This window comes from Yersinia sp. 2553 StPb PI, assembly GCF_052217105.1.
In the GTDB taxonomy this organism is placed as follows: domain Bacteria; phylum Pseudomonadota; class Gammaproteobacteria; order Enterobacterales; family Enterobacteriaceae; genus Yersinia; species Yersinia enterocolitica_E.
Window position 1 is genome coordinate 4,286,929 of record NZ_JAZGPX010000002.1, and the last position, 23,403, is coordinate 4,310,331.

The following is a 23,403-nucleotide window of genomic DNA, read 5'->3' on the forward strand; positions in this document are numbered from 1 at the left end:
TCAATCTTCCGATTTATCCTCTGCCTCGGATTCTGGCCGTTGATTGCTGGTTTCGGCTGGCATACTGACACTCTCGATAGTCAGTTTCACTTCCGGCGTCATCAACGCACTCAGCATATTGTAAACTTCCAACGTATGTTCCTGAACCGCGTCACCACTGTCACTGATATATCCCTCTTCACGCAAGGTACCGACCAGTGTTGAAAATACCGCTTTATCGAAGAATTCTGGTGCGTTAATCCCGTGCAGAACAGACAATCGCTGCGCCATGATACGGCTCTCTTTCTCCAGCGCTCCACGGTTAATACTCGGATTGGCACTGAGCAGCGACAGGGTAATCGCGTATCGTTGCAGGGTTTCCCGCACACCGGCGGCCAGTAATTGCAGTGGGCGAATTCGGGCCGGATTAAGCACTAGTTCGGTCCCTTTGTCACAAATCAACTGCTGGCGGGCCAGTTCATCTATCAGCGTGTCCAGCGTCTGTGGTAACTGCTCTTTGCTGTAATGCAGGAACAGTTCAGCTTTCAACATCGGATAAATCATACTGATTTGGCGCAACAATTCGTCACGGGTAATGCGGCGGTGGTACATCACCATGCTGGCTATCAGTGACGGTAGCATCAGTAAGTGCTGGATATTATTGCGATAATAGGTCATCAGCACGGCTTGTTCCCGTGGCAGGATGATAATGTCACCAATGTTGTCTTTCTCCACCTCAAACTTATTCATATTCAAGGCGTGATTAAGTAACTCTTCCGGTGTTTTATCCGGCACAGTGACATCTTTCGCATAAGGCACATTACGCATCAGTTGCAGATAGCAATCAAGTTGCTCAAGCAACTGCTCGCGGGTGAGTGAACGCTGACGTGAGGCTAACAATGCGGTAGAACACAAGTTCATGGCATTCGCTGCTGCCGCATTATTTATTCTCACCATGATCTTACCGGCCAAATCATTTACCGCCGGTGTCAGCCAGCTTGGGCGCTGAGCTTCAATCGGATCAATGGCATCACGCCATTGCGGTACATTGGTGTTCAGATAGGTGGTCAACGGGATCGGTTCACCAAAGTTGACATAGCCCTGACCGAGGTTACGCAACTTACGCAAGCCCCGCAGCATCTGCAACAGGCTCTCTTTCTCTTTGGTCGCACCACGCAGCTCTTTGGCATAGGTACCCACTTCCATCACATGTTCGTAACCGATATAAATCGGCACCAAAGTGATTGGACGTGAGCCACCACGCAACATCGCCTGAATGGTCATCGACAGTGTGCCAGTTTTTGGCTCCAGCAGGCGGCCGGTACGTGAGCGGCCTCCTTCAACAAAGTATTCAACTGAATAACCACGGGTGAACAGTTCACCTAAATACTCGCGGAAAACCGTTGAATAGAGTTTGTTGCCTTTAAAGGTGCGACGAATAAAGAACGCGCCCAAACGGCGGAAGATAGGCCCGGCAGGCCAGAAGTTAAGGTTAATCCCAGCGGCAATATGCGGCGGCACCAGCCCTTGATGATAAAGCACGTAGGAGAGCAGCAGATAATCCATATGGCTGCGATGACAAGGCACATAGACGATTTCATGGCCATCTTGCGCCAACTGCCGCACCCGTTCTGCATTATGGACGTTAATACCTTGATACAAACGGTTCCACGTCCAGCTCAATACTCTGTCAGACAGGCGCACGGCTTCATATGAGAAGTCGGCTGCGATCTCTTCCATCAGCGTAATGGCATTTTGCTGTGCTTTCTCATGGGAGATTTTCTTGGTCCGCGCTTCATCGGCGACGGCCTTTTCAATCGCCTTTGATGTCAGCAACTTTTTGAACAGATCCTGCCGGGCAGGCAGACTAGGGCCAACCGCTGCCAGGCGTTGACGGGAGAAGTGCATCCGCGCTACGCGAGCCAGTTTGTGGGCGATAGTTTTATCGGTACCGTGCTCGCTGGCCATCCTGCGCAGTGAAACTGTGGTAGAGAAACGCACAAAACTATCGCGACCCAGCCACAATACCGCGAAGAATTTTTGCACTCCGTTAAGCACGCGCAGATGGGGTGTTCCGTGGCCTTCACGCCCCGGCGAACGACCAAACATCACGGAAACCGGTAACATCTGGATATCTAACTCGGGATTATTGCGGTGCAAATCCAGATAGTCGTGGAACAGCTTTACCGATTCCTGTTTAGGCGCGTAGTAGCGAAAGACCCGCGGGCCATTATCGATAAACACATGGCTGGGCAGTTGCACTCCATCGATTTCCAATGGAATCAATGGGTCGGGCAGGTCTTGTGCTTGACACTGCGCTCGCAAAGTCAGCAAATCAGCCTTAGAATTGTAAGGCAAAACGTACAGAATAGGACGAGAGGGGTCTAGCCCTAACTCAGTCACAGGGTCTGCCGGAATAACCTTGCTTTTTACCAACATTTTAAGTGGTAAATTCAATAACTTATAATATATTTTACGCCAACCTGACATAACTACATGAAGCCTCTTGTTAGCAATTCGTCGCAAGGATACCAGAAACTGGTTTTGAGATCTGTGGTGATAAGACAACAGAAAGCGGCAAAAATCATCATTAACTTAAGATAAAGGCAATAAAACATGGCGAATCAATCAACAGGGCTGGCCCGAGTCTATAAAGCGGCCGGTTATTCTGTGAAAGGCTTAACGGCTGCCTGGAAAAACGAAGCGGCATTTCGTCAGGAAGCTGTTGCTGCCATAATCGCTATCATACTGGCCTTCTGGCTGGATGTAGATGCTATCGCACGCCTTTTATTAATTGGTAGCGTGGTTTTAGTGATAATTATCGAAGTCATTAACAGTGCGATTGAGGCGGTAGTGGACAGGATTGGCAGTGAGTTCCATGAGCTATCGGGCCGCGCCAAAGATATGGGGTCCGCGGCGGTATTCCTCGCTATCTTGTTAGCGTTATTTGTTTGGATAACCGTACTTTGGCAGCATGCCGGTTAATGTTATGACGAACAATGCCGCAGAAATAAGCTGTGATTAATCCCTGTTTTTATTCACTCTTTGGTTCCCAACACCCGCTTACCTGTATATACTCACAGCAAGACTGTATAAACAAACAGGGGGCGGAATGAAAGCACTTACTACCAGACAGCAAGAGGTTTATGACCTGGTTCGCGATCACTTAGCGCAAACCGGCATGCCACCGACCCGTGCCGAAATTGCGCAGCGTCTGGGGTTTCGCTCTCCTAACGCCGCTGAAGAGCATTTAAAAGCACTGGCCCGTAAAGGCGTCATTGAGATTGTTTCTGGCGCTTCCCGTGGCATTCGTTTGCTGATGGAAGAAGAAGATGGCCTGCCACTGATTGGTCGGGTTGCCGCAGGTGAACCTTTGCTGGCACAGCAGCATATCGAAGGGCACTACAAAGTAGACCCATCAATGTTTAAACCGAGTGCAGATTTTCTGTTGCGGGTTAATGGGATGTCGATGAGAGATATCGGTATTCTGGATGGCGACCTATTAGCGGTGCATAAAACGCAAGATGTGCGTAACGGGCAAGTTGTAGTGGCACGAATTGATGATGAAGTGACGGTAAAACGCTTGAAAAAACAAGGTAATATCGTACAGCTTTTGCCAGAAAATAGTGAGTTCCAACCGATTATTGTCGATCTGCGCGAACAAAGCTTCACCATTGAAGGATTGGCCGTCGGTGTTATCCGTAATGGTGACTGGATCTAACATTAGCGTTTTATATTGAACTGATAAGCCGTTCCTGCTCAGGAGCGGCTTTTTATTATTAATGACCCCATTAAACGATTCAGACGCCCAAATTAATTGACGTTGCAGGCAGGCAGCCGCAAAGAAGCTCGCTAATTCCGATCAATGCTAACGACAAGTAGATGATTTGGATGACAAATCTGCGGGGAGAAAATTTGAATGCTGCTTGCTGCGGCCTCTCAGAGGTGATGTCTGGGAAGGGGCCAAGTAACAAGTACAGCTAGCCTGCTACAGCTCCAAGTATGGAAAAGTTATTTAGATTGAGACGATTCCGACAATAAGTTATTACCTACTGTTTTAACTGAATAATATCAGTGCTTATTTTTACTTTATAGCTATAATCTCAGTGATTAATATTATCCTGACTTTAATTGCTAGTATCCTCTGCTATAATTATTCGTACGGTAAGCGAAACAACGAAGTTTAATTTTAAATTATGACTGTGAGTGACTAATTTAAATGTGGTTGTTTTTATCAATAGAGAACGTTTATCGTATTGAATTAAATAAACTGACTAATCCCAAGGTAACGGAGATATTATGAATAAAGATCAAGCCGACGGTAACTGGAAGCAGTTTAAAGGTAAAGTGAAAGAAAAATGGGGCAAGCTGACTGACGATGACTTAACGGTAATCGAAGGTAAGCGTGACCAGCTAGTGGGTAAAATCCAGGAGAAATACGGCTATCAGAAAGAGCAAGCCGAGAAAGAAGTCAAAGCCTGGGAAGACCACAGCAAATATCGCTGGTAACAGCATTAAATGGAATTAAACTGATATTGATATAAATTAATCGGGTCTCTCGTTTCATAGAATATGCATTGTTAATCAACCCCGTCTAGTTATTGGTGTATCAACTCCAATTATATTGAAGCGGTGAGGTTATTTTAATAAAAGCTATTCTAGCTCACCTGTATTTATATCTACATCTGCACAAGGACGTGCCTTATTATTAATTATTACCCTGTCGCATTGCTCGCGGCAGTCTACTTTTTGCTAACCGATATATACCCACCAGGGATCTCTATCTATACCCTAAATAATTCGAGTTGCAGGAAGGCGGTAACCGATTTGTACAGCATTTATGCTAGCCCGCTGGGTGAGCCTCAAGGATGAGGCTCATTAATCCCGATGAGCTTACATGAGTAAGTGATTCGGGTTATTGAGAGCAGCCAACACACATGCAGCTTGAAGTATGACGGGTATAAGGCAAAAGTAATTGGAGAGCAGCTAACATTGCTGCAACTTCAATTAGGTACGCAGCTATTTCTTTTTAGTAACAATAGAGTGGTCATGGTCACAATGCTCATGGCTTTCGCATGCTTCAACTTCCCCGCATTCAGCACATAAACCGTGCGCTTCAACCACACTGTGACGCAGCACAAAACCTGATTGTTTTGCTAACTGTGACAATGCCTCTTCAATGCCCACGGTGGTGCGTTCAGTGACTATTTTGCACCGATCACAGATAAATAGCGCTGAAGTATGGGTTGGCTCTTCAAAATGATGACATAGCACATAACTATTAGCTGACTCGACGCGGTGAATAAACCCTTGCTCCAGCAAAAAATCCAATGCGCGATAAACAGTTGGAGGCTTGGCTTGTGGCTCAGACACACGCAACAAATCCAACAGGTCATAGGCACTGATTGCGCCAGGTTGTTGTGCCATTAAGCGTAGTACTTCAAGACGTTGCGGTGTCAGCCGGACGTTACGTTGTTGACACAGACTTTCAGCCTGAGCCAGCAGCTTTTCCTCATCGATAGGTTTCATGATATCCATCCCGCAGCATTTGAATTGAAATGATTTTACCATATTTAGCGTTAATCGCCGATAGGTGAAAAAACGAGGGGAAGGTGGGTATCACACTTTTGTTAATTCACAGGATTCGATGACAGAACGATCAGTCGTAGAGTTCAATTATCACACAGGCAGCTATGGTCAGCTTCTATGGTATAATTACTCATTCCATCCCTTTGTAGGGTTCGCTCGGCGGGCAACTTTAAAGGGTATTTGATGAAATAATAACCGATGAAATCACCGTAAATGCACGCAGCCCAGACTTTTTCCAGCACCCCGGCCAATAAGCCACACTACCCTCTACAACGTTTTTCCGTCGCGCCGATGCTCGATTGGACCGATCGTCATTGCCGTTATTTTCATCGTTTGTTAACCAAGCAGACCTTGTTATATACCGAAATGGTCACCACCGGTGCCATTATTCATGGTAAAGCTGACTATCTGGCTTATAGCGAACAGGATCATCCGGTGGCACTGCAACTTGGAGGCAGTGACCCGCAGGCGCTGGCCCATTGTGCCAAATTGGCTGAACAACGCGGCTACAATGAAATAAACCTAAATGTGGGTTGCCCGTCTGATCGGGTACAAAATGGTCGTTTTGGCGCTTGCCTGATGGATGAGGCTGAACTGGTCGCTGACTGCATTAAAGCTATGCGCGATGTGGTTTCTATTCCTGTCACCGTTAAAACTCGTATCGGCATTGACCAACTGGATAGCTATGAGTTCTTATGCGAGTTTGTGCAAACGGTGGCGGACCGTGGCGAATGCGATATCTTTACCATTCATGCTCGCAAAGCCTGGCTCTCAGGGCTTAGCCCGAAAGAGAACCGTGAAGTGCCACCGCTGGATTATGAGCGGGTTTATCAGCTCAAGCGTGATTTCCCAACACTGACTATTGCCATTAATGGTGGTGTGAAAACGCTGGCTGAAGCCAAAGAGCATCTTAAACATCTTGATGGGGTAATGATGGGCCGTGAAGCCTACCAAAATCCAAGCATTTTGACCCAAGTGGATCGCGAACTATTTGATGTAAATGCCCCAGTGGTCGATAGCATTAAGGCGATTGAAGCGCTTTATCCTTATATCGAACAGGAGTTGTCTCGCGGCGCTTATTTGGGCCACATCACCCGGCATATTCTTGGGATTTTTCAGGGAATTCCTGGTGCGCGTCAATGGCGTCGCCATCTAAGCGAAAATGCCCATAAGCCTGGTGCTGGCGTTGTTGTAGTAGAGCAAGCCTTAGCGCTGGTCACTCGGCCTTATACCCTTCGTCCTTGAAGTCGCAGGGTTGTTAGCTACGCTAGTTACTCGGCCCATCCGGTGGGCCTCGCAAGGCGAGGCCGCTGCTTGCAGCGTTCAAATCTGCTCCCGGCAGATTTGTCACCCAAATCACTTGACTGTGTAAGCTCATCGGGATGCGTTCACTTGCTGCCTACCTGCGACGCCAATTACTTTGAGTATAATAGAATAGTAAATTAGCTATAAGTTAGTCAAATTGACCATGCCTATCCATTTTTCTGGTAGGTATTAATATTACTTAATCATTAAATTCAATGAATTAGCTGATATGTTAAAGTTGGCATGCTTCTTGTAATACTTCTTATAAAATCCCCGATTTGTTCGTTATATTTAATGATGTGGTTGTGGGACATACACAATTATTAAGGAGCCAGCCATGTTTGAAATTCTCTTTGTTATCGGCTTTTTTATCATGCTGATGGTAACCGGTATTTCCCTGTTAGGGATCTTCGCTGCATTACTGGTGGCTGCTGCTTTTATGATGGTAGGGGGCTTATTCGTCATGATGATTAAGCTGCTACCTTGGTTGATTCTGGCGGTTGTGGCCGTCTGGATATGGCGTTCGATGCAGAAACCGATAGTCCGGCGTTACTAAAATTTCCCTTTCTTGCGGTAGCGATCACAGCCTGAAAGATTAGTGGGGCGAATCAGAGGGAAAACGTATTTTTTCTCGGGCGTGCTTGCTAGGATGCTAACCGATACGATTTGGTATCGCATTTTCATCCCTGCCAGAGGTAAAAATAGCCGTATAAACGGCAGTTAGCTCTGACAGAATACGCTGCTGTACCCCTACATGTGCATCAAAGAAAGCGTTGTAAAGAAGGGCTCCCTAATCGGAGCCCTTTGTTTTTTCAACAATATTACCTTAGGAATGGCCAAACAACTCAGGGTATCAGCAAGCTGGATCCTGTGGTCTGGCGGCTTTCTAGGATTTGATGGGCACGGTGAGCATCACGCAACGGGAATTGCTGTGCTTTTGCCACATCGACATTAATGGCTCCGCCAGCAATCAGTGAAAACAGTTCGTGGCTGGCACTTGCTAACTCTTGCCGATTGGTGACATAAGTGTTGAGGGAGGGGCGAGTAACATATAGCCCGCCTTTTTGGTTCAGGATGGCAAGATCTACTCCTGTCACTGGGCCGGAGGCATTACCGAAACTCACCATCAAGCCTCTGCGCTTAAGGCTATTAAGCGAATCCAGCCAGGTACTTTTCCCAACCGAGTCATACACCACACCCACTTTCTCGCCATTAGTCAGCTCTGCCACCCGCTCGGCGATATTTTCTGTACGATAGTTAATCGTGGCCCAGGCGCCAGAGGCTTTTGCCAATTCGGCCTTTTCATCAGAGCCAACACTGCCGATAAGCTTAGCACCAAGCGCTTTCGCCCACTGGCAAGCAATTAGTCCGACACCACCCGCCGCCGCATGGAATAGGAATACCTCACCCGGTTTTATCTCGTGGGTTTGGCGCAACAGATAGTGGACGGTCAGCCCTTTGAGGAATGATGCTGCGGCCTGCTCGAAAGAGATGTTGTCAGGAAGTATGGCAATCTTCTCTGCCGCAACATTATGCACTTCGCTGTAAGCCCCGAGAGCTGATTGGGCATATACCACCCGGTCACCGACATTGATTGTGTTAACCGACGAACCAACTTTAGTGACAATTCCCGCCGCCTCTGTTCCCAACCCACTGGGAAACTGTGATGGTGAATAAAGCCCACTGCGAACATAAGTATCGATATAGTTAATACCGATCGCTTTGTTTTCTACCTGAACTTCATGTGCTGCAGGGTCAGAAGGGGTAAAGTCAAGGTATTGCAACACTTCCGGCCCGCCAGTGGTACTGAATTGGATATGCTTTGCCATGGTAGCTCCTATAGATAGGTGTATTTTCACCCTACAGGGTTCTGCACGGAGTGCCAAGATCTGGCTAATACCGATATGTAATAGGGAATATTATTACCTCTGCGAATAAGACGGTGCGGCAATGTGGGCGGTTTTTTTTTTCCTCATCAGCGAACTTTCTGAACTCATCAGCTCCATTCATTTGCGGTCTACCTGCAACTCCAATTACTTTGTGTATATACTAGGCCGTTATATTTTCTATTCGATATTTTCCTATCGCAACAAAGGTAAAGAACACTCTTCATGGCCGCAAAAAAACCAACCAACAATATGACAGAGCCACGAGACCGCCAGATGGAAGGGCTGAAACTCCCGCCTCATTCGCTGGAGGCAGAGCAGTCCGTGTTGGGCGGTTTGATGCTGGATAATGAACGCTGGGATAATGTGTCAGAACGCGTTGCCAGCAATGACTTCTTCAGCCGCCCGCATCGCCGAATCTTTACTGAAATGCAGCGTTTGCTGGAAAACAGCAAACCTATCGATTTGATCACCTTGTCTGAGTCGCTAGAGCAAAAAGGCGATCTGGATTCGGTGGGGGGATTTGCCTATCTGGCAGAGTTATCGAAAAACACCCCAAGTGCAGCGAATATTGGTGCCTATGCTGATATTGTGCGCGAACGTGCGGTAGTTCGTGAAATGATCTCGGTCGCCAATGAGATAGCTGACGCCGGTTATGATCCCCAAGGGCGTAGCAGTGAAGATCTGCTGGATTTGGCTGAATCCAAAGTGTTTCAGATAGCTGAAAGCCGCGCCAGTAAAGATGAAGGGCCGAAAAGTGTCGATCAAATCCTCGAAGCCACGGTCGCGCGAATTGAGCAACTTTATCAGCGGCCCCATGATGGGGTGACCGGTGTTTCAACCGGCTTTACCGACCTTGATAAAAAAACCGCCGGTTTACAGAAATCAGATTTGATCATTGTCGCCGCGCGTCCATCAATGGGTAAAACCACGTTTGCGATGAACTTGTGTGAAAACGCCGCGATGATGCAGGAAAAACCGGTATTGATCTTCAGTTTGGAGATGCCCGGCGATCAGATCATGATGCGTATGCTGGCGTCGCTGTCACATGTTGACCAGACCCGTATCCGAACCGGCCAACTCGATGATGAGGATTGGGCGCGTATTTCCAGCACCATGGGCATATTGATGGAAAAACGCAATATGTACATCGATGACTCATCCGGTCTGACACCGACAGAAGTGCGCTCCCGCGCGCGGCGTATTTTCCGCGAACATGGTGGTTTGAGTCTGATTATGATCGACTACCTGCAATTGATGCGGGTGCCGTCTCTTTCTGATAACCGAACGTTGGAAATCGCCGAGATTTCGCGCTCACTCAAAGCTCTGGCGAAAGAGTTGCAAGTCCCGGTAGTGGCGTTATCACAGCTTAACCGTAGTTTGGAGCAACGTGCTGATAAACGGCCCGTTAACTCCGACTTACGTGAATCCGGCTCTATCGAACAAGATGCGGACTTAATCATGTTTATCTATCGTGACGAGGTGTATCACGAGAACAGTGATGAGAAAGGGATCGCGCAGATTATTTTGGGTAAACAGCGTAACGGTCCGATCGGATCTGTCCGGCTGAAATTTAACGGTCAATGGTCGCGCTTTGATAACTATGCCGGTCCACAGTACGACGACGAATAGTTTCCCCTTAGTCCTTGACGCTGCAGGGTTGTTAGCGGCGATGACTCACGCGGAACCCTCGCTGGCCGGCGACCTGCAACACCAGGTTCTTTGGGTATAACATCAATTATTAAGGATAAGAAATGAAAGCGGCAACAGCAGTAATCGACCGCCGCGCTCTGCGACATAACTTGCATCAGGTACGGCGCATGGCGCCACAAAGCCGCCTGATTGCTGTTGTGAAAGCAAACGCTTATGGCCACGGGTTATTAGAAACAGCACATACTTTGCAGGATGCCGATTGCTATGGCGTCGCGCGCATCGGCGAAGCTCTGATGCTACGTTCTGGCGGAATTGTAAAACCTATTCTACTGCTGGAAGGGTTTTTTACCGCAGAGGACTTGCCTATTCTGGTGGCTAACCGGATTGAAACCGCAGTACACAGTATTGAACAATTAGAAGCGCTGGAAGCGGCCAATCTCCCTGCTCCGATCAATGTCTGGATGAAGCTCGATACCGGTATGCATCGTTTAGGCGTCCGTCCTGAGCAGGCCGAAGCCTTCTACCAGCGGCTATGTGCTTGTGGCAACGTTAGTCAGCCAGTTAATATTATGAGCCACTTCAGTCGTGCCGACGAACCTGAAGTGGATACTACCCGCCAGCAACTGGCGTGTTTTGACGCCTTTGCTATTGGCAAACCGGGTAAACAGTCTATTGCTGCATCTGGCGGTATTTTGCTGTGGCCGCAAGCGCATCGTGATTGGGTTCGTCCCGGTATCATACTGTATGGCGTTTCGCCGCTGGATGAACCTTATGCCAGCCATTTTGGTCTACTGCCAGCGATGGCATTAAAATCCAGCCTGATTGCTGTACGTGAACATAAAGCCGGTGAGCCCGTGGGCTACGGCGGAACTTGGGTCAGTGAACGTGATACGCGCCTGGGTGTGGTGGCGATTGGCTACGGTGACGGTTATCCGCGCAGCGCACCATCGGGTACGCCGATGTGGGTCAATGGCCGCGAAGTGCACATTGTGGGGCGGGTATCGATGGACATGATTTCAGTTGATCTTGGGCCAGATAGCAGCGAAAAAGTCGGTGATGAAGTGCTGTTGTGGGGGGCGGATTTACCGGTTGAGAAGATCGCAGCTTACACCGGTATCAGTGCCTATGAATTGATCACCAAGCTGACCTCCCGTGTAGCGATGGAATATTTAGGGGAATAAGGTAAGCTGACTAATCAAGGTATAGACAATTATTATCAATCTAGGAGAGCAGCGCCGTGTTCCAAAATGTTGATGCCTATGCAGGTGACCCGATCCTGTCATTGATGGAGAGTTTTAAAGCCGATAGCCGAGCACATAAAGTGAATCTGAGTATCGGGCTTTATTACAATGAGCAGGGTGAGATCCCGCAAATGCAGGCAGTGGATACCGCTGAAACCCAATTGAATGCTCAGCCACATGGGACACCGGTTTACTTGCCGATGGAAGGTCTGCAATCTTATCGTACTGCTATTCAGCAGCTACTATTCGGCAGCGATCACCCTATGCTGGCTCAGCAACGAGTAGCGACTATCCAAACTGTTGGTGGCTCCGGTGCATTGAAAGTGGGTGCTGATTTCCTTCATTCCTATTTCCCAGATTCTCAGGTGTGGGTCAGTGACCCTACGTGGGAAAACCATGTCGCTATTTTCAGTGGCGCAGGGTTTAAGGTGAATACCTACCCGTACTTTGATAATGACAAGCTGGGCGTAAAATTCGATCAAATGCTGGCAACGTTGCAGCAGTTACCGGCCAGAAGCATTGTTTTGCTCCATCCTTGCTGCCATAACCCAACTGGATCTGATCTGACGAATGCACAGTGGGATCAGGTTATTGGCGTGGCTAAAGACCGGGATCTGATCCCGTTCCTGGATATTGCCTATCAGGGTTTTGGTGCTGGGCTGAATGAAGATGCTTATGCGATTCGAGCCATGGCGGCAGCGGAATTACCCTGTCTGGTCAGTAACTCCTTCTCTAAAATCTTCTCTCTGTATAACGAACGGGTCGGTGGCCTTTCCGTGGTATGTGAAAGTGAAGAAGCTGCTGGTCGGGTATTGGGGCAACTGAAAGCCACGGTGCGGCGTAACTATTCCAGCCCGCCAAACTTTGGTGCACAGGTTGTTTCAAAAGTACTGCATGACAGCGAGTTACGGGCGCAATGGCAGGCTGAAGTGGAGCAGATGCGTCGGCGTATTATTGAAATGCGCAGCACGTTGGTGGAAGCCTTGAAGGCGGCACTACCCAATCGCAATTTTGATTACTTAATGCAACAGCGTGGCATGTTCAGCTATACCGGTTTTAGTGCTGCACAAGTGGATCGTCTGCGTGACGAGTTTGGCGTGTATCTGATTGCCAGCGGCAGGATGTGTATGGCAGGTGTCAACCACAGTAATGTTCAGCGAGTAGCGGCTGCGTTTGCGGCAGTACAGTAATTAGTTATCGCGTTATCTAACACGACGAACTGTTTAAGGCGATAGAAATATCGCCTTTTTGCTTTATTTTTTCCACCATCTTTCCGTCACTTATCTACATAACCTGTCTGGTTAGCTCTTCGCCAATGGCTGTAAATCGATTAAAGAATATACTAAATAAGGTGGCAGACCCATGCCCAATGATCATTCATCGCTCACAGTAAATCTTCTGTTATAAGTGCAAGCTAATACTTCAGCATGTTGCTGTATCCGATGGAATGAATACGCTATGAGGCCCTTTCGCTAGACGGCACTGGCCCATTACAGGAGATAACCCAATGAATAATTCAGCATTATTGGAATACTGCATGTCTAAACCGGGGGCAGAGCAGAGTGATCATGAGGAATGGCAGACCAATCAGATTAAAGTAGCCGATGTGATGTTTGCGATGGTGGGTGAAATTGGTGGGCGGCCCTCTATTTCGGTAAAAACCAGCCCTGAGTTGGCGGAGAGTTTGCGAGAGCAACATCCGGAGATCGTGCCGAGTGAACACTTGAATAAAGCGCACTGGAACACGGTGTTTCTGGATGGACAATTACCGAACTCACAATTTTACTCGTTAATTGACCGCTCTTATCAATTGGTATTGCAGGGGTTACCGGAACATAGGCGACAGGAGCTGGCTGTTTGATACCCCCTTGGTACTTGGAGTTGCAGGGTTGTTAGCCTGGTTCATTATTTGGCCCATCCTTGGGCCTGGCTGATTTGTTGTTCACGGGTTGCCAACCTGCAGCTCCAATGATTTTGGATGCTGATAGATTAATTGATGCTCTACTTACGTTGCAGCATTGGCTTGAGGAAGCGTGCAGTATGTGACGCGGCGCATTCTGCAACAGTCTCTGGTGTACCGGCGACCAGAATCTCGCCACCGCCACTACCGCCTTCTGGCCCCAGATCGACAATCCAATCAGCAGTCTTAATCACATCCAGATTGTGCTCAATGACCACAATGGTATTGCCCTGATCGCGCAGCTGATGCAACACCGCCAGCAGTTGCTGAATATCAGCAAAATGCAGGCCGGTAGTCGGCTCGTCCAGAATATAGAGCGTCTGACCGGTGCCGCGTTTTGATAATTCACGCGACAGTTTCACCCGTTGCGCTTCACCACCCGACAGCGTAGTCGCAGATTGCCCCAGACAGATATAGGACAGGCCCACATCCATCAGTGTTTGCAGCTTACGCGCCAGTGCCGGAACCGCATCAAAGAACTCGCGAGCCTCTTCGATAGTCATCGCCAGCACTTCGTGGATACTTTTACCTTTGTATTTTACTTCCAGCGTTTCACGGTTATAACGCTTACCTTTACACTGGTCGCATGGCACATAGATATCGGGCAGGAAGTGCATTTCGACTTTAATCACCCCGTCGCCCTGGCAGGCCTCACAACGGCCCCCTTTGACGTTAAAGCTGAAGCGGCCTGGCGTATAACCACGGGTACGTGATTCAGGAACACCGGCAAACAGCTCACGAATGGGGGTAAAGATACCGGTATAAGTCGCCGGGTTAGAGCGCGGCGTCCGGCCAATCGGGCTTTGGTCAATATCGATGACTTTATCGAAATGCTCCAAGCCTTGAATTTCACGGAATGGCGCCGGTTCGTTGCTGGTCGCGCCGTTCAACTGGCGCTGGGCGATACAATATAAGGTGTCGTTGATCAGCGTTGACTTACCTGAGCCAGAAACCCCGGTAATACAACTAAACAGCCCGACCGGCAGTGTCAGCGTGACATCTTTCAGGTTATTGCCGCTGGCGCCAATCAGTTTTAACACTTTGGTTGGGTCCCCCGGCACGCGTTGCGCAGGTATGGCGATTTCTCGTTTGCCGCTAAGGAACTGACCGGTCAGTGACTTAGGTTCAGCCATGATGGCCTCAACGGTCCCTTCGGCCACCACCTCACCACCATGCACACCCGCACCCGGGCCAATATCAATCACATGGTCGGCTGCGCGGATAGCGTCTTCATCATGTTCCACTACAATCACGGTGTTACCCAGATTGCGCAGATGAATCAATGTTTCCAGCAACCGTTCATTATCACGTTGGTGCAAACCGATGGACGGTTCATCCAGTACATACATGACACCCACCAAGCCGGCGCCAATTTGACTGGCCAAACGGATACGTTGCGCTTCACCACCAGACAGTGTTTCCGCCGAACGGGACAACGACAGATAATTCAGCCCGACGTTAACCAAGAACTTCAGCCGATCGCCAATCTCTTTCAGCACTTTCTCAGCAATTTGCGCCCGCTGACCACTTAGTTTCATGTTTTGGAAGAAGGTCAGTGCGTGGCCGATGCTCAGTTCAGAAATCTCGGGCAGAGTGGTGTTTTCGACAAACACATAACGCGCTTCGCGGCGCAAGCGAGTACCGTGGCATGAAGCACAGGAGCGATTGCTAATATATTTGGCCAGTTCCTCACGTACTGCACTGGACTCCGTCTCTTTATAGCGACGTTCCATATTGTGCAACACCCCTTCAAATGGGTGGCGGCGAACGGTGGTATCACCCCGATCGTTAATGTATTTGAATTCAATGGTATCTTTGCCAGAACCGTATAAAACGGCGTGCTGTATCGCGCTATCGAGCGAGTTAAATGGCGTTTCGATATCAAACTTATAATGATCTGCCAGTGAACGCAGCATCTGGAAGTAATAGAAGTTGCGGCGATCCCAACCACGGATGGCACCACCCGCCAGCGACAGCTCTGGATTCTGTAATACACGGTCTGGATCAAAGAACTGCTGTACCCCTAAGCCGTCACAAGTTGGGCAGGCCCCCGCCGGGTTGTTAAAGGAGAACAGGCGTGGTTCCAACTCACTCATACTGTAGCCGCAAATCGGGCAGGCAAAGTTGGCGGAGAACAGCAACTCTTCGGCGTGAGGGTCGTCCATATCGGCAACGACGGCAGTACCACCAGAAAGCTCCAGTGCCGTTTCAAATGATTCAGCCAGACGCTGAGCCAGATCTTCACGCACTTTGAAGCGATCGACCACCACTTCAATGGTATGTTTTTTTTGCAGTTCTAATTTCGGTGGATCAGACAGATCACACACCTCGCCATCGATCCGCGCCCGGATATAGCCCTGCATAGCCAGACCTTCCAGCGTTTTGGTATGTTCGCCTTTGCGATCTTTTACCACCGGAGCCAGTAACATCAAGCGGCGGCCTTCCGGCTGACTGATGACGTTATCCACCATCTGACTGACGGTTTGCGCGGCTAGCGTAACATCGTGATCTGGGCAGCGTGGTTCACCGACACGGGCGAACAGCAAACGCAGATAATCATGGATTTCAGTGATGGTACCCACAGTCGAGCGTGGGTTATGCGAAGTTGATTTTTGCTCAATGGAGATTGCCGGTGACAGACCTTCAATATGGTCGACATCCGGTTTTTCCATCAGCGATAGAAATTGGCGCGCATAGGCGGAAAGAGACTCAACATAACGGCGTTGCCCCTCGGCATACAAGGTATCAAAAGCCAGTGAGGATTTGCCTGAACCCGATAGACCGGTGACCACGATCAGTTTGTCGCGCGGGATAATCAGGTTGATATTCTTAAGATTATGGGTGCGAGCGCCCCGAACTTCTATATTATCCATTCAAACACTTCCCGGATGTAAACTGAGCCTCTCCCGCGCCCTTTTTTACTCTTCGTACTTGAAGCCGTAGGGTTGTTGGCTGCGTTCACTCACCCTAATCACTTACTGGCTGTAAGCTCATAGGGACTCGCTCGCTTGCCGCCTACCTGCAACTCCAATTACTTTGAGTAATGTATAGACGCATTTTGCAACGTCAAAAAAGGACACAGCCAGTACGAAACGGATAATTATGACACAAAAAAACCTGAATGGATATCCAGTATTCGAGTGCAATTAAGGCAGATGTCATGATAAAACTGCAACACATTTCGCAGTTATGATCTACTGTGCCGTTTAGCAGTTAGCGTGTTAAACTTACTCGTTTATACTGTACAAAATTTACTTCATCAGGAGAGTTCACATGGCCAGCAGAGGCGTAAACAAAGTGATTTTGGTCGGGAATTTGGGCCAAGACCCGGAAGTCCGCTACATGCCAAACGGCGGAGCTGTTGCCAATATCACCCTGGCCACTTCCGAAAGCTGGCGTGATAAAGCCACCGGCGAGCAGAAAGAAAAAACTGAATGGCACCGTGTGGTGTTGTTCGGCAAACTGGCAGAAGTGGCGGGTGAATATCTGCGTAAAGGCTCTCAGGTTTATATTGAAGGCGCACTGCAAACTCGTAAATGGACAGATCAGGCTGGTGTTGAGAAATACACCACAGAAGTTGTGGTTAATGTGGGCGGCACCATGCAAATGCTGGGTGGCCGTCAGGGCGGCGCTGCTCCGGCAGGTGGTGGTGCACCACAAGACGGCGGGGCGCAAGGTGGTTGGGGTCAACCTCAGCAGCCACAAGGTGGTAACCAGTTCAGCGGCGGTCAGACTTCACGTCCGGCCCAGTCTGCACCAGCAGCACAACCACAAGGCGGCAATGAGCCACCAATGGATTTCGATGATGATATCCCGTTCTGATTGCGCTGTTTTTTAAGCACAACAGTGCTGATTAGGAAAATAAAGCCCTGCCTTGGCGGGGCTTTTTGTTGGTTTTAAGCCGCGCCTGAGGGATGAGATTTTTATACCTCGATATATCTGTTTTGCTTTCTTAAAATTGGTATTGGCAGCTTTGCAAACCAAAAAATTCTTTTATCACTATAATCAATACTCTTATGTTCATCATATGGAGCTTGGTCATGGTCACGGTTCACCATCTGAATAATTCACGTTCACAACGTATCTTGTGGATGCTGGAGGAACTGCAAGTTCCTTATGAGTTGAAGCGCTATCAGCGCGACCCCGGCAGCTTACTGGCACCACCAGAATTGAAAAAAATCCATCCATTGGGAAAATCACCAGTGATTACTGACGGTGATCTCACCTTGGCGGAGTCTGGTGCCATTATTGAGTATTTACAGGAAACCTATGATGCACAGGGGCTATTTAAACCCACCGGTCACTATGATCGTCAACAGTTCCGTTACTGGATGCATTATGCCGAAGGTTCATTGATGCCATTGCTGGTGATGAAACTTATCTTTAGCCGATTGGGTGGGCCGCCTGTGCCGTGGATTATTCGCCCGGTTGCCAAGGCTCTGGGTGATGGCGTACAGAAAAGTTATCTGAATAAGCAAATTGCTACTCACCGCGATTATCTGGAACAGCATTTGACGAATAATCAGTGGTTTGCTGGCAGTGATTTCAGCGCGGCGGATATTCAGATGAGTTTTCCTATCGAGGCAATCAACACCCGTGGTGGTCTTGAGGGGTTCCCGAAACTGCAAGATTTCTTAGTGCGCATTCATCAGCGCCCAGCCTACCAACAGGCGATTGAGAAGGGCGGAGCCTACAAACTGGAAGGCTGATAACCGATGATTCGGCATCATTGCCACGCAAAGTAAATGAGTGTGAGGCTACTCACACTTTTGTTTCCCGTCAAATTAATGCTCCCCCGACAAATTAATGTAAAAAAATGCAATAAATGTCGCTATCTGGTGTTGATTAGTCGCTACGAATAGCTAGATAATCGTTTGCCTTACAATAAGGCTATTTTATTTGCCATTTTGAACTTGGGCAGTGCTAAAAATCCTCACGTACCGAGTGTACGCTCCGGTTTTTGCGCGCTGGCCGCGTCCAAACTGCCTGCAACAATGACGCTTATTGTAGTTTTTCTTCGATTTTTTTCAGTCATGCGTGCTTCCAGCTAATCGTTTGCTATTTTCTCCACCATGAAGATGTTGGAGGCGTTGTCGAGTTAATCGGCAAAAACGGAAACGATTACGTAGGGAAGGGCGCCTGACTTGCTGACTACTTTAAAATGACACACAGGGGACATAACCATGTCTAGCACCAACCCTCAAGTGAACCGGGCAGTAACGCCAAAAGGTTCGCTTGATGCATTTTTCAAGCTTAGTGAACGCGGCAGTAATGTACGCCAGGAAGTGCTGGCTGGCCTGACAACCTTTCTCGCCATGGTCTACTCGGTCATTGTTGTACCAAGTATGCTTGGCAAAGCGGGTTTCCCACCAACAGCGGTGTTTGTGGCAACCTGTCTGGTTGCCGGTCTTGGTTCTTTGTTGATGGGGTTGTGGGCCAACTTGCCGATGGCGATTGGTTGCGCCATATCACTGACAGCGTTTACGGCATTCAGCTTGGTGCTGGGGCAACACATCAGTATTCCTGTGGCATTGGGGGCAGTATTCCTGATGGGGGTGCTGTTCACTATTATCTCTGTGACCGGTATCCGTTCATGGATATTGCGTAATTTGCCGATGGGCGTGGCACATGGTACCGGTATCGGTATCGGCTTGTTCCTGTTGCTGATTGCAGCAAACGGTGTCGGCCTGGTTATCAAAAACCCGATTGAAGGTTTACCGGTTGCACTGGGTGCATTTACCTCTTTCCCGGTCATAATGACTTTGCTAGGGCTGGCGGTGATTTTCGGTCTGGAAAAACTGCGAGTGCCGGGTGGCATTCTGCTGGTGATCATCGCCATCTCGGTTATCGGCCTGATTTTTGATCCGAGTGTGACCTATCAAGGGCTGTTTGCGATGCCTAGCCTGGCGGATGCTAACGGTAATTCATTGATTTTCAGCCTTGATATCATGGGTGCATTGAAACCTGTGGTGCTGCCAAGTGTATTGGCATTAGTGATGACTGCTGTATTTGATGCCACCGGGACTATCCGCGCGGTAGCGGGTCAGGCTAATTTGTTGGATAAAGACGGCCAGATCATTAGCGGCGGTAAAGCTCTGACATCTGACTCCGTTAGCAGCATTTTTGCTGGTTTGGTGGGCGCTGCGCCTGCTGCGGTTTATATCGAATCTGCCGCCGGTACTGCCGCTGGTGGTAAAACCGGTTTGACCGCCACCGTGGTAGGTATTTTGTTCCTGCTGATGCTGTTCCTGTCGCCACTATCCTATTTGGTTCCGGCTTATGCGACGGCACCGGCTCTGATGTATGTAGGGTTGCTGATGTTGAGCAACGTCTCCAAACTGGATTTCGAAGACTTTGTTGATGCGATGTCTGGCCTGCTTTGTGCCGTGTTTATCGTGCTGACTTGTAATATCGTCACCGGTATTATGTTGGGCTTCAGCTCGCTGGTTATTGGCCGTATCTGTTCCGGTGAATGGCGTAAACTGAATATCGGTACCGTGATTATCGCTATCGCGTTAGTGGCATTCTATGCGGGTGGCTGGGCAATCTAAGCGATGAGTTTTTGCTGGCATCGGGGTGACGCTGTCCCGATGCCACAGCGGTTTTTAATAACCCTATTTTCTTTGTTTTTTCCTGCCATCAGTTACAGGTTTTTTCCCCGTTTAACAAAAAAGTGATCTACTATCAAAAGCTAAACTCCGGCCCTGTCTACGGGCGGGTGAGGTTAAATCTTATATTGAGTTGTGTTGAGTTGAGTCTAAGGAAAGCATGGAAATTTTTTTTACAATCCTCATCCTGATTCTGGTGGTGTCGCTTTCCGGCGTTGTCACTCGGATGTTGCCGTTTCAAATCCCCCTTCCTCTGATGCAGATTGTCTGTGGTGCCTTGTTGGCCTTTCCCCACTTTGGTTTGCATGTCGATTTTGACCCGGAATTATTCCTGGTGCTGTTTATTCCACCGCTGCTCTTTGCCGACGGCTGGAAAACACCGACACGAGAGTTTATTCACCATGGGCGGGAGATATTTGGTCTGGCGCTGGCATTGGTGCTGGTCACCGTGGTGGGTATCGGCTATCTGATTTACTGGATGGTGCCGGGTATTCCGCTGGTAGCCGCGTTTGCACTGGCGGCGGTATTGTCGCCAACCGATGCTGTGGCATTATCCGGCATTGTGGGGAAAGGGCGCATACCTAAATCGATTATGGGCGTATTAGAAGGGGAGGCGTTGATGAATGATGCCTCTGGTCTGGTTGCGCTAAAGTTTGCCATTGCGGTGGCAATGGGGACGATGGTCTTTACCGTGTCTGGTGCCACACTTGAGTTCCTAAAAGTGGCGATTGGTGGCCTGCTGGCTGGTGTGGCGGTAACCTGGCTATACAGTAAGTCACTGCGCCTGATGAGCCGCTGGAGTGGTGATGATCCGGCAACACAAATTGTCTTACTGCTGCTGTTGCCATTCGCTTCTTATCTGATTGCTGAGCATATTGGCGTCTCCGGCATTCTGGCCGCAGTGGCGGCAGGGATGACCATCAGTCAGTCCGGGGTTATCCGAAACGCACCATTGACGATGCGGTTACGTGCCGACAGCGTGTGGTCGATGCTGGAGTTTGTGTTTAACGGCATGGTGTTCATCCTGTTGGGGCTGCAATTACCGGGGATTTTGGAAACATCAATCATACAGGCTGAACTGGACCCAACCATTCAAACCTGGAACCTCTTCGCGGATGTTGCCATTATTTATGGTGCGTTGTTGGTACTGCGCTTTAGCTGGCTATGGTCGATGAAGAAAATCAGTAAACGCATCCTGACCAAACGGCCACTGGAGTTTGGCAATTACACCACACGTGAACTGTGGGTGGCATCGTTTGCAGGGGTACGGGGAGCGATTACTCTTGCCGGTGTCCTCTCTATTCCGTTATTCCTCAGCGATGGTTCAGCCTTCCCATCCCGTTACCAGTTGGTATTTATCGCCACCGGCGTGATTCTGCTGTCGGTTATTATCGGGGTGATTGCTTTGCCGCCATTGCTGCGTGGTGTGGTGGTAGCAGATAAAAGTGCCAGCCGTGAAGAAGTGCGTTTCGCTCGGGCGGCGACTGCCGAGGTGGCAATTGTTAGCCTGAATAAAATGGAAGAGCGGCTGGCAGCCAGCAGCGAGGAGAATATTGACCCGGAGTTGCTAAAAGAGATCAGTTCACGAGTTATCGGAACATTGCGACGGCGTACCGGCAGTAAGGATGAAATTGAGAACACCTTGCTGGTTGAGAATCTGGAGCGGCGTTTTCGTTTAACCGCATTACGAGCCGAGCGTGGGGAACTGTATCACCTGCGTGCGACGCAGAAAATCAGCAATGAAACGCTGCAAAAACTGCTGCACGATTTGGATTTGCTGGAAGCGTTACTGATCGAAAAAGAGGGTTAATGCTTCTTAAATCCGGCTGCCGTTCGGTGGCCGGTTTATCTAACGGAATCAACTTTGCGGCCCGCACTAATCAATAGAATATTCTATTATGGTAATAGCAACCCTTAAGGACGAGTCACTCGATATTGGTTTTATGTTAATGGGAAGGAACCTGTGTATTCAAAGAAACTCTGAGGAATATAATTATTGATATTTTTCTCATGGCAGTATTCTATGATTTGTCGTTTGCTGGAAACCCCTGTTTTTCTATAGAGACTTTGGATGGTATTACTGATGGTTCTGGGTGATAGATGAATTTTTCTGGCGATATCCACATGGGAAAATGAATGTAGAAGATAAAATAACACTTCCCACTCTCTTCTGGAAAATAAGTCAGATGGTGGTGTGAATACAAGAGATGTGGGTGTTTTTATTTTATTTAAATGAGTTAATATCATATTATCTACCGCTCGACCATGAAAAATAGTTCCTACAGATACGCCATTTTCATCAATTAATGGATATTTATCAAAAAACCAAGGTTGAAAATAGGGGTGCCCCTCAAATGCATGTATTTCAACTGACGTTATACGATCTTGCGATAACTCTACCTTACGGTCATGTTGTTGAAATTCATTTTGAAACTCCGATGTTGATGCCGGGAGTTCGCCATCGAGTCGTCCTTCTACGTTGAATTTATCCGGTAAGGATAATAATTCATGGTATTTTTTATTTGCATAAATAAATATTGAATTATTATCTTTCGCTCCCCAAGGCTCTGAACTCTGTGCCCAAAAGCGAATTAAAACGTTAAGTGACTCTAATAAGTTAGTTTTCATTATTTCACCATTTAATTAATTTACTATTTAATGATTGGTAATGTTTTAGTATTAATGGGGGTTGTTAAGTTATTAAATAACGATTACCCTTTGCAGTCTAGTTTATTATTTACTCTATTTTCCACAAGGAAGTGTTACATGATCAATATATCCGGTTTTAATTATGATAATGCTATAGAAGATCCCGTCGTTGGGATCTCAATTGCAGAAATGTTTAAGAAAGAAGGTTTGCAGGCTTATGGAACTCGCGTTGAGCAAGGCAAGCGCGTGAGTTGCCATAGTCATGCTCAAGATGAGGAGTGGTATATTATTCTCTCGGGTGAAGGTGCTATCTGGACTGCGGATGTCATTGATGGAGAATTAAAAAATAAGCGTGTAGATGTTTTTGCTAAAGGTTCTGTATTTTGCATCTACCCTAATACCGCGCATCAACTGGCAGCGAAAACCGACGTCGAGTTCATATTCTTGTGTCCGCAATCGCATATCACTCGTGACCGAATCCTGTTTGACGATATTGTGGCAGAGTAAGGCAAAAAAAGGGTGAGGATACCCTC

At 48.3% G+C, this 23,403-nt stretch carries 19 protein-coding genes; 14 read left to right on the forward strand and 5 right to left on the reverse strand.

The window, feature by feature from the left end; genetic code table 11:
• Complete coding sequence (gene plsB, locus V2A84_RS20965; RefSeq protein ID WP_372569722.1) at nucleotides 1-2,469, reverse strand: glycerol-3-phosphate 1-O-acyltransferase PlsB; 2,469 nt, start codon at nucleotides 2,467-2,469, stop codon at nucleotides 1-3.
• A gap of 126 nt (nucleotides 2,470-2,595) precedes the next feature.
• On the opposite strand from plsB, the gene V2A84_RS20970 reads away from it, so the two are divergent.
• The 3 genes from V2A84_RS20970 to V2A84_RS20980 all read left to right on the forward strand — a co-directional run bounded on the left by V2A84_RS20970 (nucleotide 2,596) and on the right by V2A84_RS20980 (nucleotide 4,488).
• Nucleotides 2,596-2,964 (forward strand): diacylglycerol kinase, encoded by a 369-nt coding sequence (locus V2A84_RS20970; RefSeq protein WP_083162113.1) that lies wholly within the window; start codon nucleotides 2,596-2,598, stop codon nucleotides 2,962-2,964.
• Nucleotides 2,965-3,091: 127 nt separating this feature from the next.
• On the forward strand, nucleotides 3,092-3,700 hold the full coding sequence (lexA, locus tag V2A84_RS20975) for a transcriptional repressor LexA (protein ID WP_005191485.1): 609 nt from the start codon (nucleotides 3,092-3,094) through the stop codon (nucleotides 3,698-3,700).
• Between the two features lie 578 nt (nucleotides 3,701-4,278).
• A complete protein-coding gene (locus V2A84_RS20980) occupies nucleotides 4,279-4,488 on the forward strand; it encodes a CsbD family protein (protein WP_004391853.1) in 210 nt (69 codons plus the stop codon).
• Nucleotides 4,489-4,998: 510 nt separating this feature from the next.
• On the opposite strand, the gene zur is transcribed toward V2A84_RS20980, so the two are convergent.
• Nucleotides 4,999-5,508 (reverse strand): zinc uptake transcriptional repressor Zur, encoded by a 510-nt coding sequence (gene zur, locus V2A84_RS20985; protein WP_083164027.1) that lies wholly within the window; start codon nucleotides 5,506-5,508, stop codon nucleotides 4,999-5,001.
• A 273-nt stretch (nucleotides 5,509-5,781) separates the two neighbouring features.
• Between zur and dusA the strand changes: the two genes are divergently transcribed.
• Together dusA and pspG are read left to right on the forward strand one after the other, a co-directional pair.
• Nucleotides 5,782-6,813, forward strand: a complete 1,032-nt coding sequence (gene dusA / locus V2A84_RS20990; RefSeq protein ID WP_083162127.1) for a tRNA dihydrouridine(20/20a) synthase DusA — start codon at nucleotides 5,782-5,784, stop codon at nucleotides 6,811-6,813.
• Between the two features lie 397 nt (nucleotides 6,814-7,210).
• Nucleotides 7,211-7,429, forward strand: coding sequence for an envelope stress response protein PspG (gene pspG, locus V2A84_RS20995; RefSeq protein WP_083162129.1), 219 nt, complete (start codon nucleotides 7,211-7,213; stop codon nucleotides 7,427-7,429).
• 289 nt (nucleotides 7,430-7,718) lie between these two features.
• Here the strand turns inward: pspG and V2A84_RS21000 are convergent, their stop codons facing one another.
• Entirely contained in the window at nucleotides 7,719-8,702 is a 984-nt protein-coding gene (locus tag V2A84_RS21000) for a quinone oxidoreductase (RefSeq protein ID WP_083162131.1), read from the reverse strand.
• A 282-nt stretch (nucleotides 8,703-8,984) separates the two neighbouring features.
• Between V2A84_RS21000 and dnaB the strand changes: the two genes are divergently transcribed.
• The 4 genes from dnaB to V2A84_RS21020 all read left to right on the forward strand — a co-directional run bounded on the left by dnaB (nucleotide 8,985) and on the right by V2A84_RS21020 (nucleotide 13,514).
• A complete protein-coding gene (gene dnaB / locus V2A84_RS21005; protein ID WP_005191462.1) occupies nucleotides 8,985-10,391 on the forward strand; it encodes a replicative DNA helicase in 1,407 nt (468 codons plus the stop codon).
• Nucleotides 10,392-10,513: 122 nt separating this feature from the next.
• Nucleotides 10,514-11,593 carry an alanine racemase gene (alr, locus tag V2A84_RS21010; protein ID WP_442849046.1) on the forward strand — a complete coding sequence of 360 codons (1,080 nt, stop codon included), beginning with the start codon at nucleotides 10,514-10,516 and terminating at the stop codon, nucleotides 11,591-11,593.
• 56 nt (nucleotides 11,594-11,649) lie between these two features.
• Entirely contained in the window at nucleotides 11,650-12,843 is a 1,194-nt protein-coding gene (locus V2A84_RS21015) for an amino acid aminotransferase (protein ID WP_083162135.1), read from the forward strand.
• A gap of 317 nt (nucleotides 12,844-13,160) precedes the next feature.
• Nucleotides 13,161-13,514, forward strand: coding sequence for an MmcQ/YjbR family DNA-binding protein (locus V2A84_RS21020; RefSeq protein ID WP_083162137.1), 354 nt, complete (start codon nucleotides 13,161-13,163; stop codon nucleotides 13,512-13,514).
• Nucleotides 13,515-13,654: 140 nt separating this feature from the next.
• Here the strand turns inward: V2A84_RS21020 and uvrA are convergent, their stop codons facing one another.
• Nucleotides 13,655-16,486 carry an excinuclease ABC subunit UvrA gene (gene uvrA, locus V2A84_RS21025; protein ID WP_083162139.1) on the reverse strand — a complete coding sequence of 944 codons (2,832 nt, stop codon included), beginning with the start codon at nucleotides 16,484-16,486 and terminating at the stop codon, nucleotides 13,655-13,657.
• Nucleotides 16,487-16,886: 400 nt separating this feature from the next.
• Here uvrA and V2A84_RS21030 point away from each other — a divergent pair, with 400 nt between their 5' ends.
• The 4 genes from V2A84_RS21030 to V2A84_RS21045 all read left to right on the forward strand — a co-directional run bounded on the left by V2A84_RS21030 (nucleotide 16,887) and on the right by V2A84_RS21045 (nucleotide 22,031).
• Entirely contained in the window at nucleotides 16,887-17,435 is a 549-nt protein-coding gene (locus V2A84_RS21030; RefSeq protein WP_083162141.1) for a single-stranded DNA-binding protein, read from the forward strand.
• Between the two features lie 218 nt (nucleotides 17,436-17,653).
• Entirely contained in the window at nucleotides 17,654-18,322 is a 669-nt protein-coding gene (locus tag V2A84_RS21035) for a glutathione S-transferase family protein (RefSeq protein ID WP_083162143.1), read from the forward strand.
• 474 nt (nucleotides 18,323-18,796) lie between these two features.
• A complete protein-coding gene (locus V2A84_RS21040; protein WP_083162145.1) occupies nucleotides 18,797-20,164 on the forward strand; it encodes an NCS2 family permease in 1,368 nt (455 codons plus the stop codon).
• Nucleotides 20,165-20,381: 217 nt separating this feature from the next.
• The gene (locus V2A84_RS21045; protein WP_083162147.1) at nucleotides 20,382-22,031 is read left to right on the forward strand and encodes a Na+/H+ antiporter; all 1,650 of its coding nucleotides are present in this window, start codon (nucleotides 20,382-20,384) and stop codon (nucleotides 22,029-22,031) included.
• A 131-nt stretch (nucleotides 22,032-22,162) separates the two neighbouring features.
• On the opposite strand, the gene V2A84_RS21050 is transcribed toward V2A84_RS21045, so the two are convergent.
• Complete coding sequence (locus tag V2A84_RS21050; protein ID WP_083162149.1) at nucleotides 22,163-22,849, reverse strand: helix-turn-helix transcriptional regulator; 687 nt, start codon at nucleotides 22,847-22,849, stop codon at nucleotides 22,163-22,165.
• Between the two features lie 138 nt (nucleotides 22,850-22,987).
• Between V2A84_RS21050 and V2A84_RS21055 the strand changes: the two genes are divergently transcribed.
• The gene (locus V2A84_RS21055; RefSeq protein ID WP_083162151.1) at nucleotides 22,988-23,377 is read left to right on the forward strand and encodes a cupin domain-containing protein; all 390 of its coding nucleotides are present in this window, start codon (nucleotides 22,988-22,990) and stop codon (nucleotides 23,375-23,377) included.
• The last annotated feature ends 26 nt before the right edge of the window (nucleotides 23,378-23,403 follow it).

Excerpts from the sequence above, each read along its gene's own strand:
- alr (WP_442849046.1), top strand. The coding sequence starts at position 10,514 with ATGAAAGCGGCAACAGCAGTAATCGACCGCCGCGCTCTGCGACATAAC.
- V2A84_RS21050 (WP_083162149.1), bottom strand. The coding sequence starts at position 22,849 with ATGAAAACTAACTTATTAGAGTCACTTAACGTTTTAATTCGCTTTTGG.
- pspG (WP_083162129.1), top strand. The coding sequence starts at position 7,211 with ATGTTTGAAATTCTCTTTGTTATCGGCTTTTTTATCATGCTGATGGTA.
- V2A84_RS21055 (WP_083162151.1), top strand. The coding sequence starts at position 22,988 with ATGATCAATATATCCGGTTTTAATTATGATAATGCTATAGAAGATCCC.
- lexA (WP_005191485.1), top strand. The coding sequence starts at position 3,092 with ATGAAAGCACTTACTACCAGACAGCAAGAGGTTTATGACCTGGTTCGC.
- uvrA (WP_083162139.1), bottom strand. The coding sequence starts at position 16,486 with ATGGATAATATAGAAGTTCGGGGCGCTCGCACCCATAATCTTAAGAAT.
- V2A84_RS21030 (WP_083162141.1), top strand. The coding sequence starts at position 16,887 with ATGGCCAGCAGAGGCGTAAACAAAGTGATTTTGGTCGGGAATTTGGGC.
- V2A84_RS20980 (WP_004391853.1), top strand. The coding sequence starts at position 4,279 with ATGAATAAAGATCAAGCCGACGGTAACTGGAAGCAGTTTAAAGGTAAA.
- plsB (WP_372569722.1), bottom strand. The coding sequence starts at position 2,469 with ATGTCAGGTTGGCGTAAAATATATTATAAGTTATTGAATTTACCACTT.
- V2A84_RS21020 (WP_083162137.1), top strand. The coding sequence starts at position 13,161 with ATGAATAATTCAGCATTATTGGAATACTGCATGTCTAAACCGGGGGCA.
- zur (WP_083164027.1), bottom strand. The coding sequence starts at position 5,508 with ATGAAACCTATCGATGAGGAAAAGCTGCTGGCTCAGGCTGAAAGTCTG.
- V2A84_RS20970 (WP_083162113.1), top strand. The coding sequence starts at position 2,596 with ATGGCGAATCAATCAACAGGGCTGGCCCGAGTCTATAAAGCGGCCGGT.
- dusA (WP_083162127.1), top strand. The coding sequence starts at position 5,782 with ATGCACGCAGCCCAGACTTTTTCCAGCACCCCGGCCAATAAGCCACAC.
- dnaB (WP_005191462.1), top strand. The coding sequence starts at position 8,985 with ATGGCCGCAAAAAAACCAACCAACAATATGACAGAGCCACGAGACCGC.
- V2A84_RS21035 (WP_083162143.1), top strand. The coding sequence starts at position 17,654 with ATGGTCACGGTTCACCATCTGAATAATTCACGTTCACAACGTATCTTG.
- V2A84_RS21000 (WP_083162131.1), bottom strand. The coding sequence starts at position 8,702 with ATGGCAAAGCATATCCAATTCAGTACCACTGGCGGGCCGGAAGTGTTG.
- V2A84_RS21045 (WP_083162147.1), top strand. The coding sequence starts at position 20,382 with ATGGAAATTTTTTTTACAATCCTCATCCTGATTCTGGTGGTGTCGCTT.
- V2A84_RS21040 (WP_083162145.1), top strand. The coding sequence starts at position 18,797 with ATGTCTAGCACCAACCCTCAAGTGAACCGGGCAGTAACGCCAAAAGGT.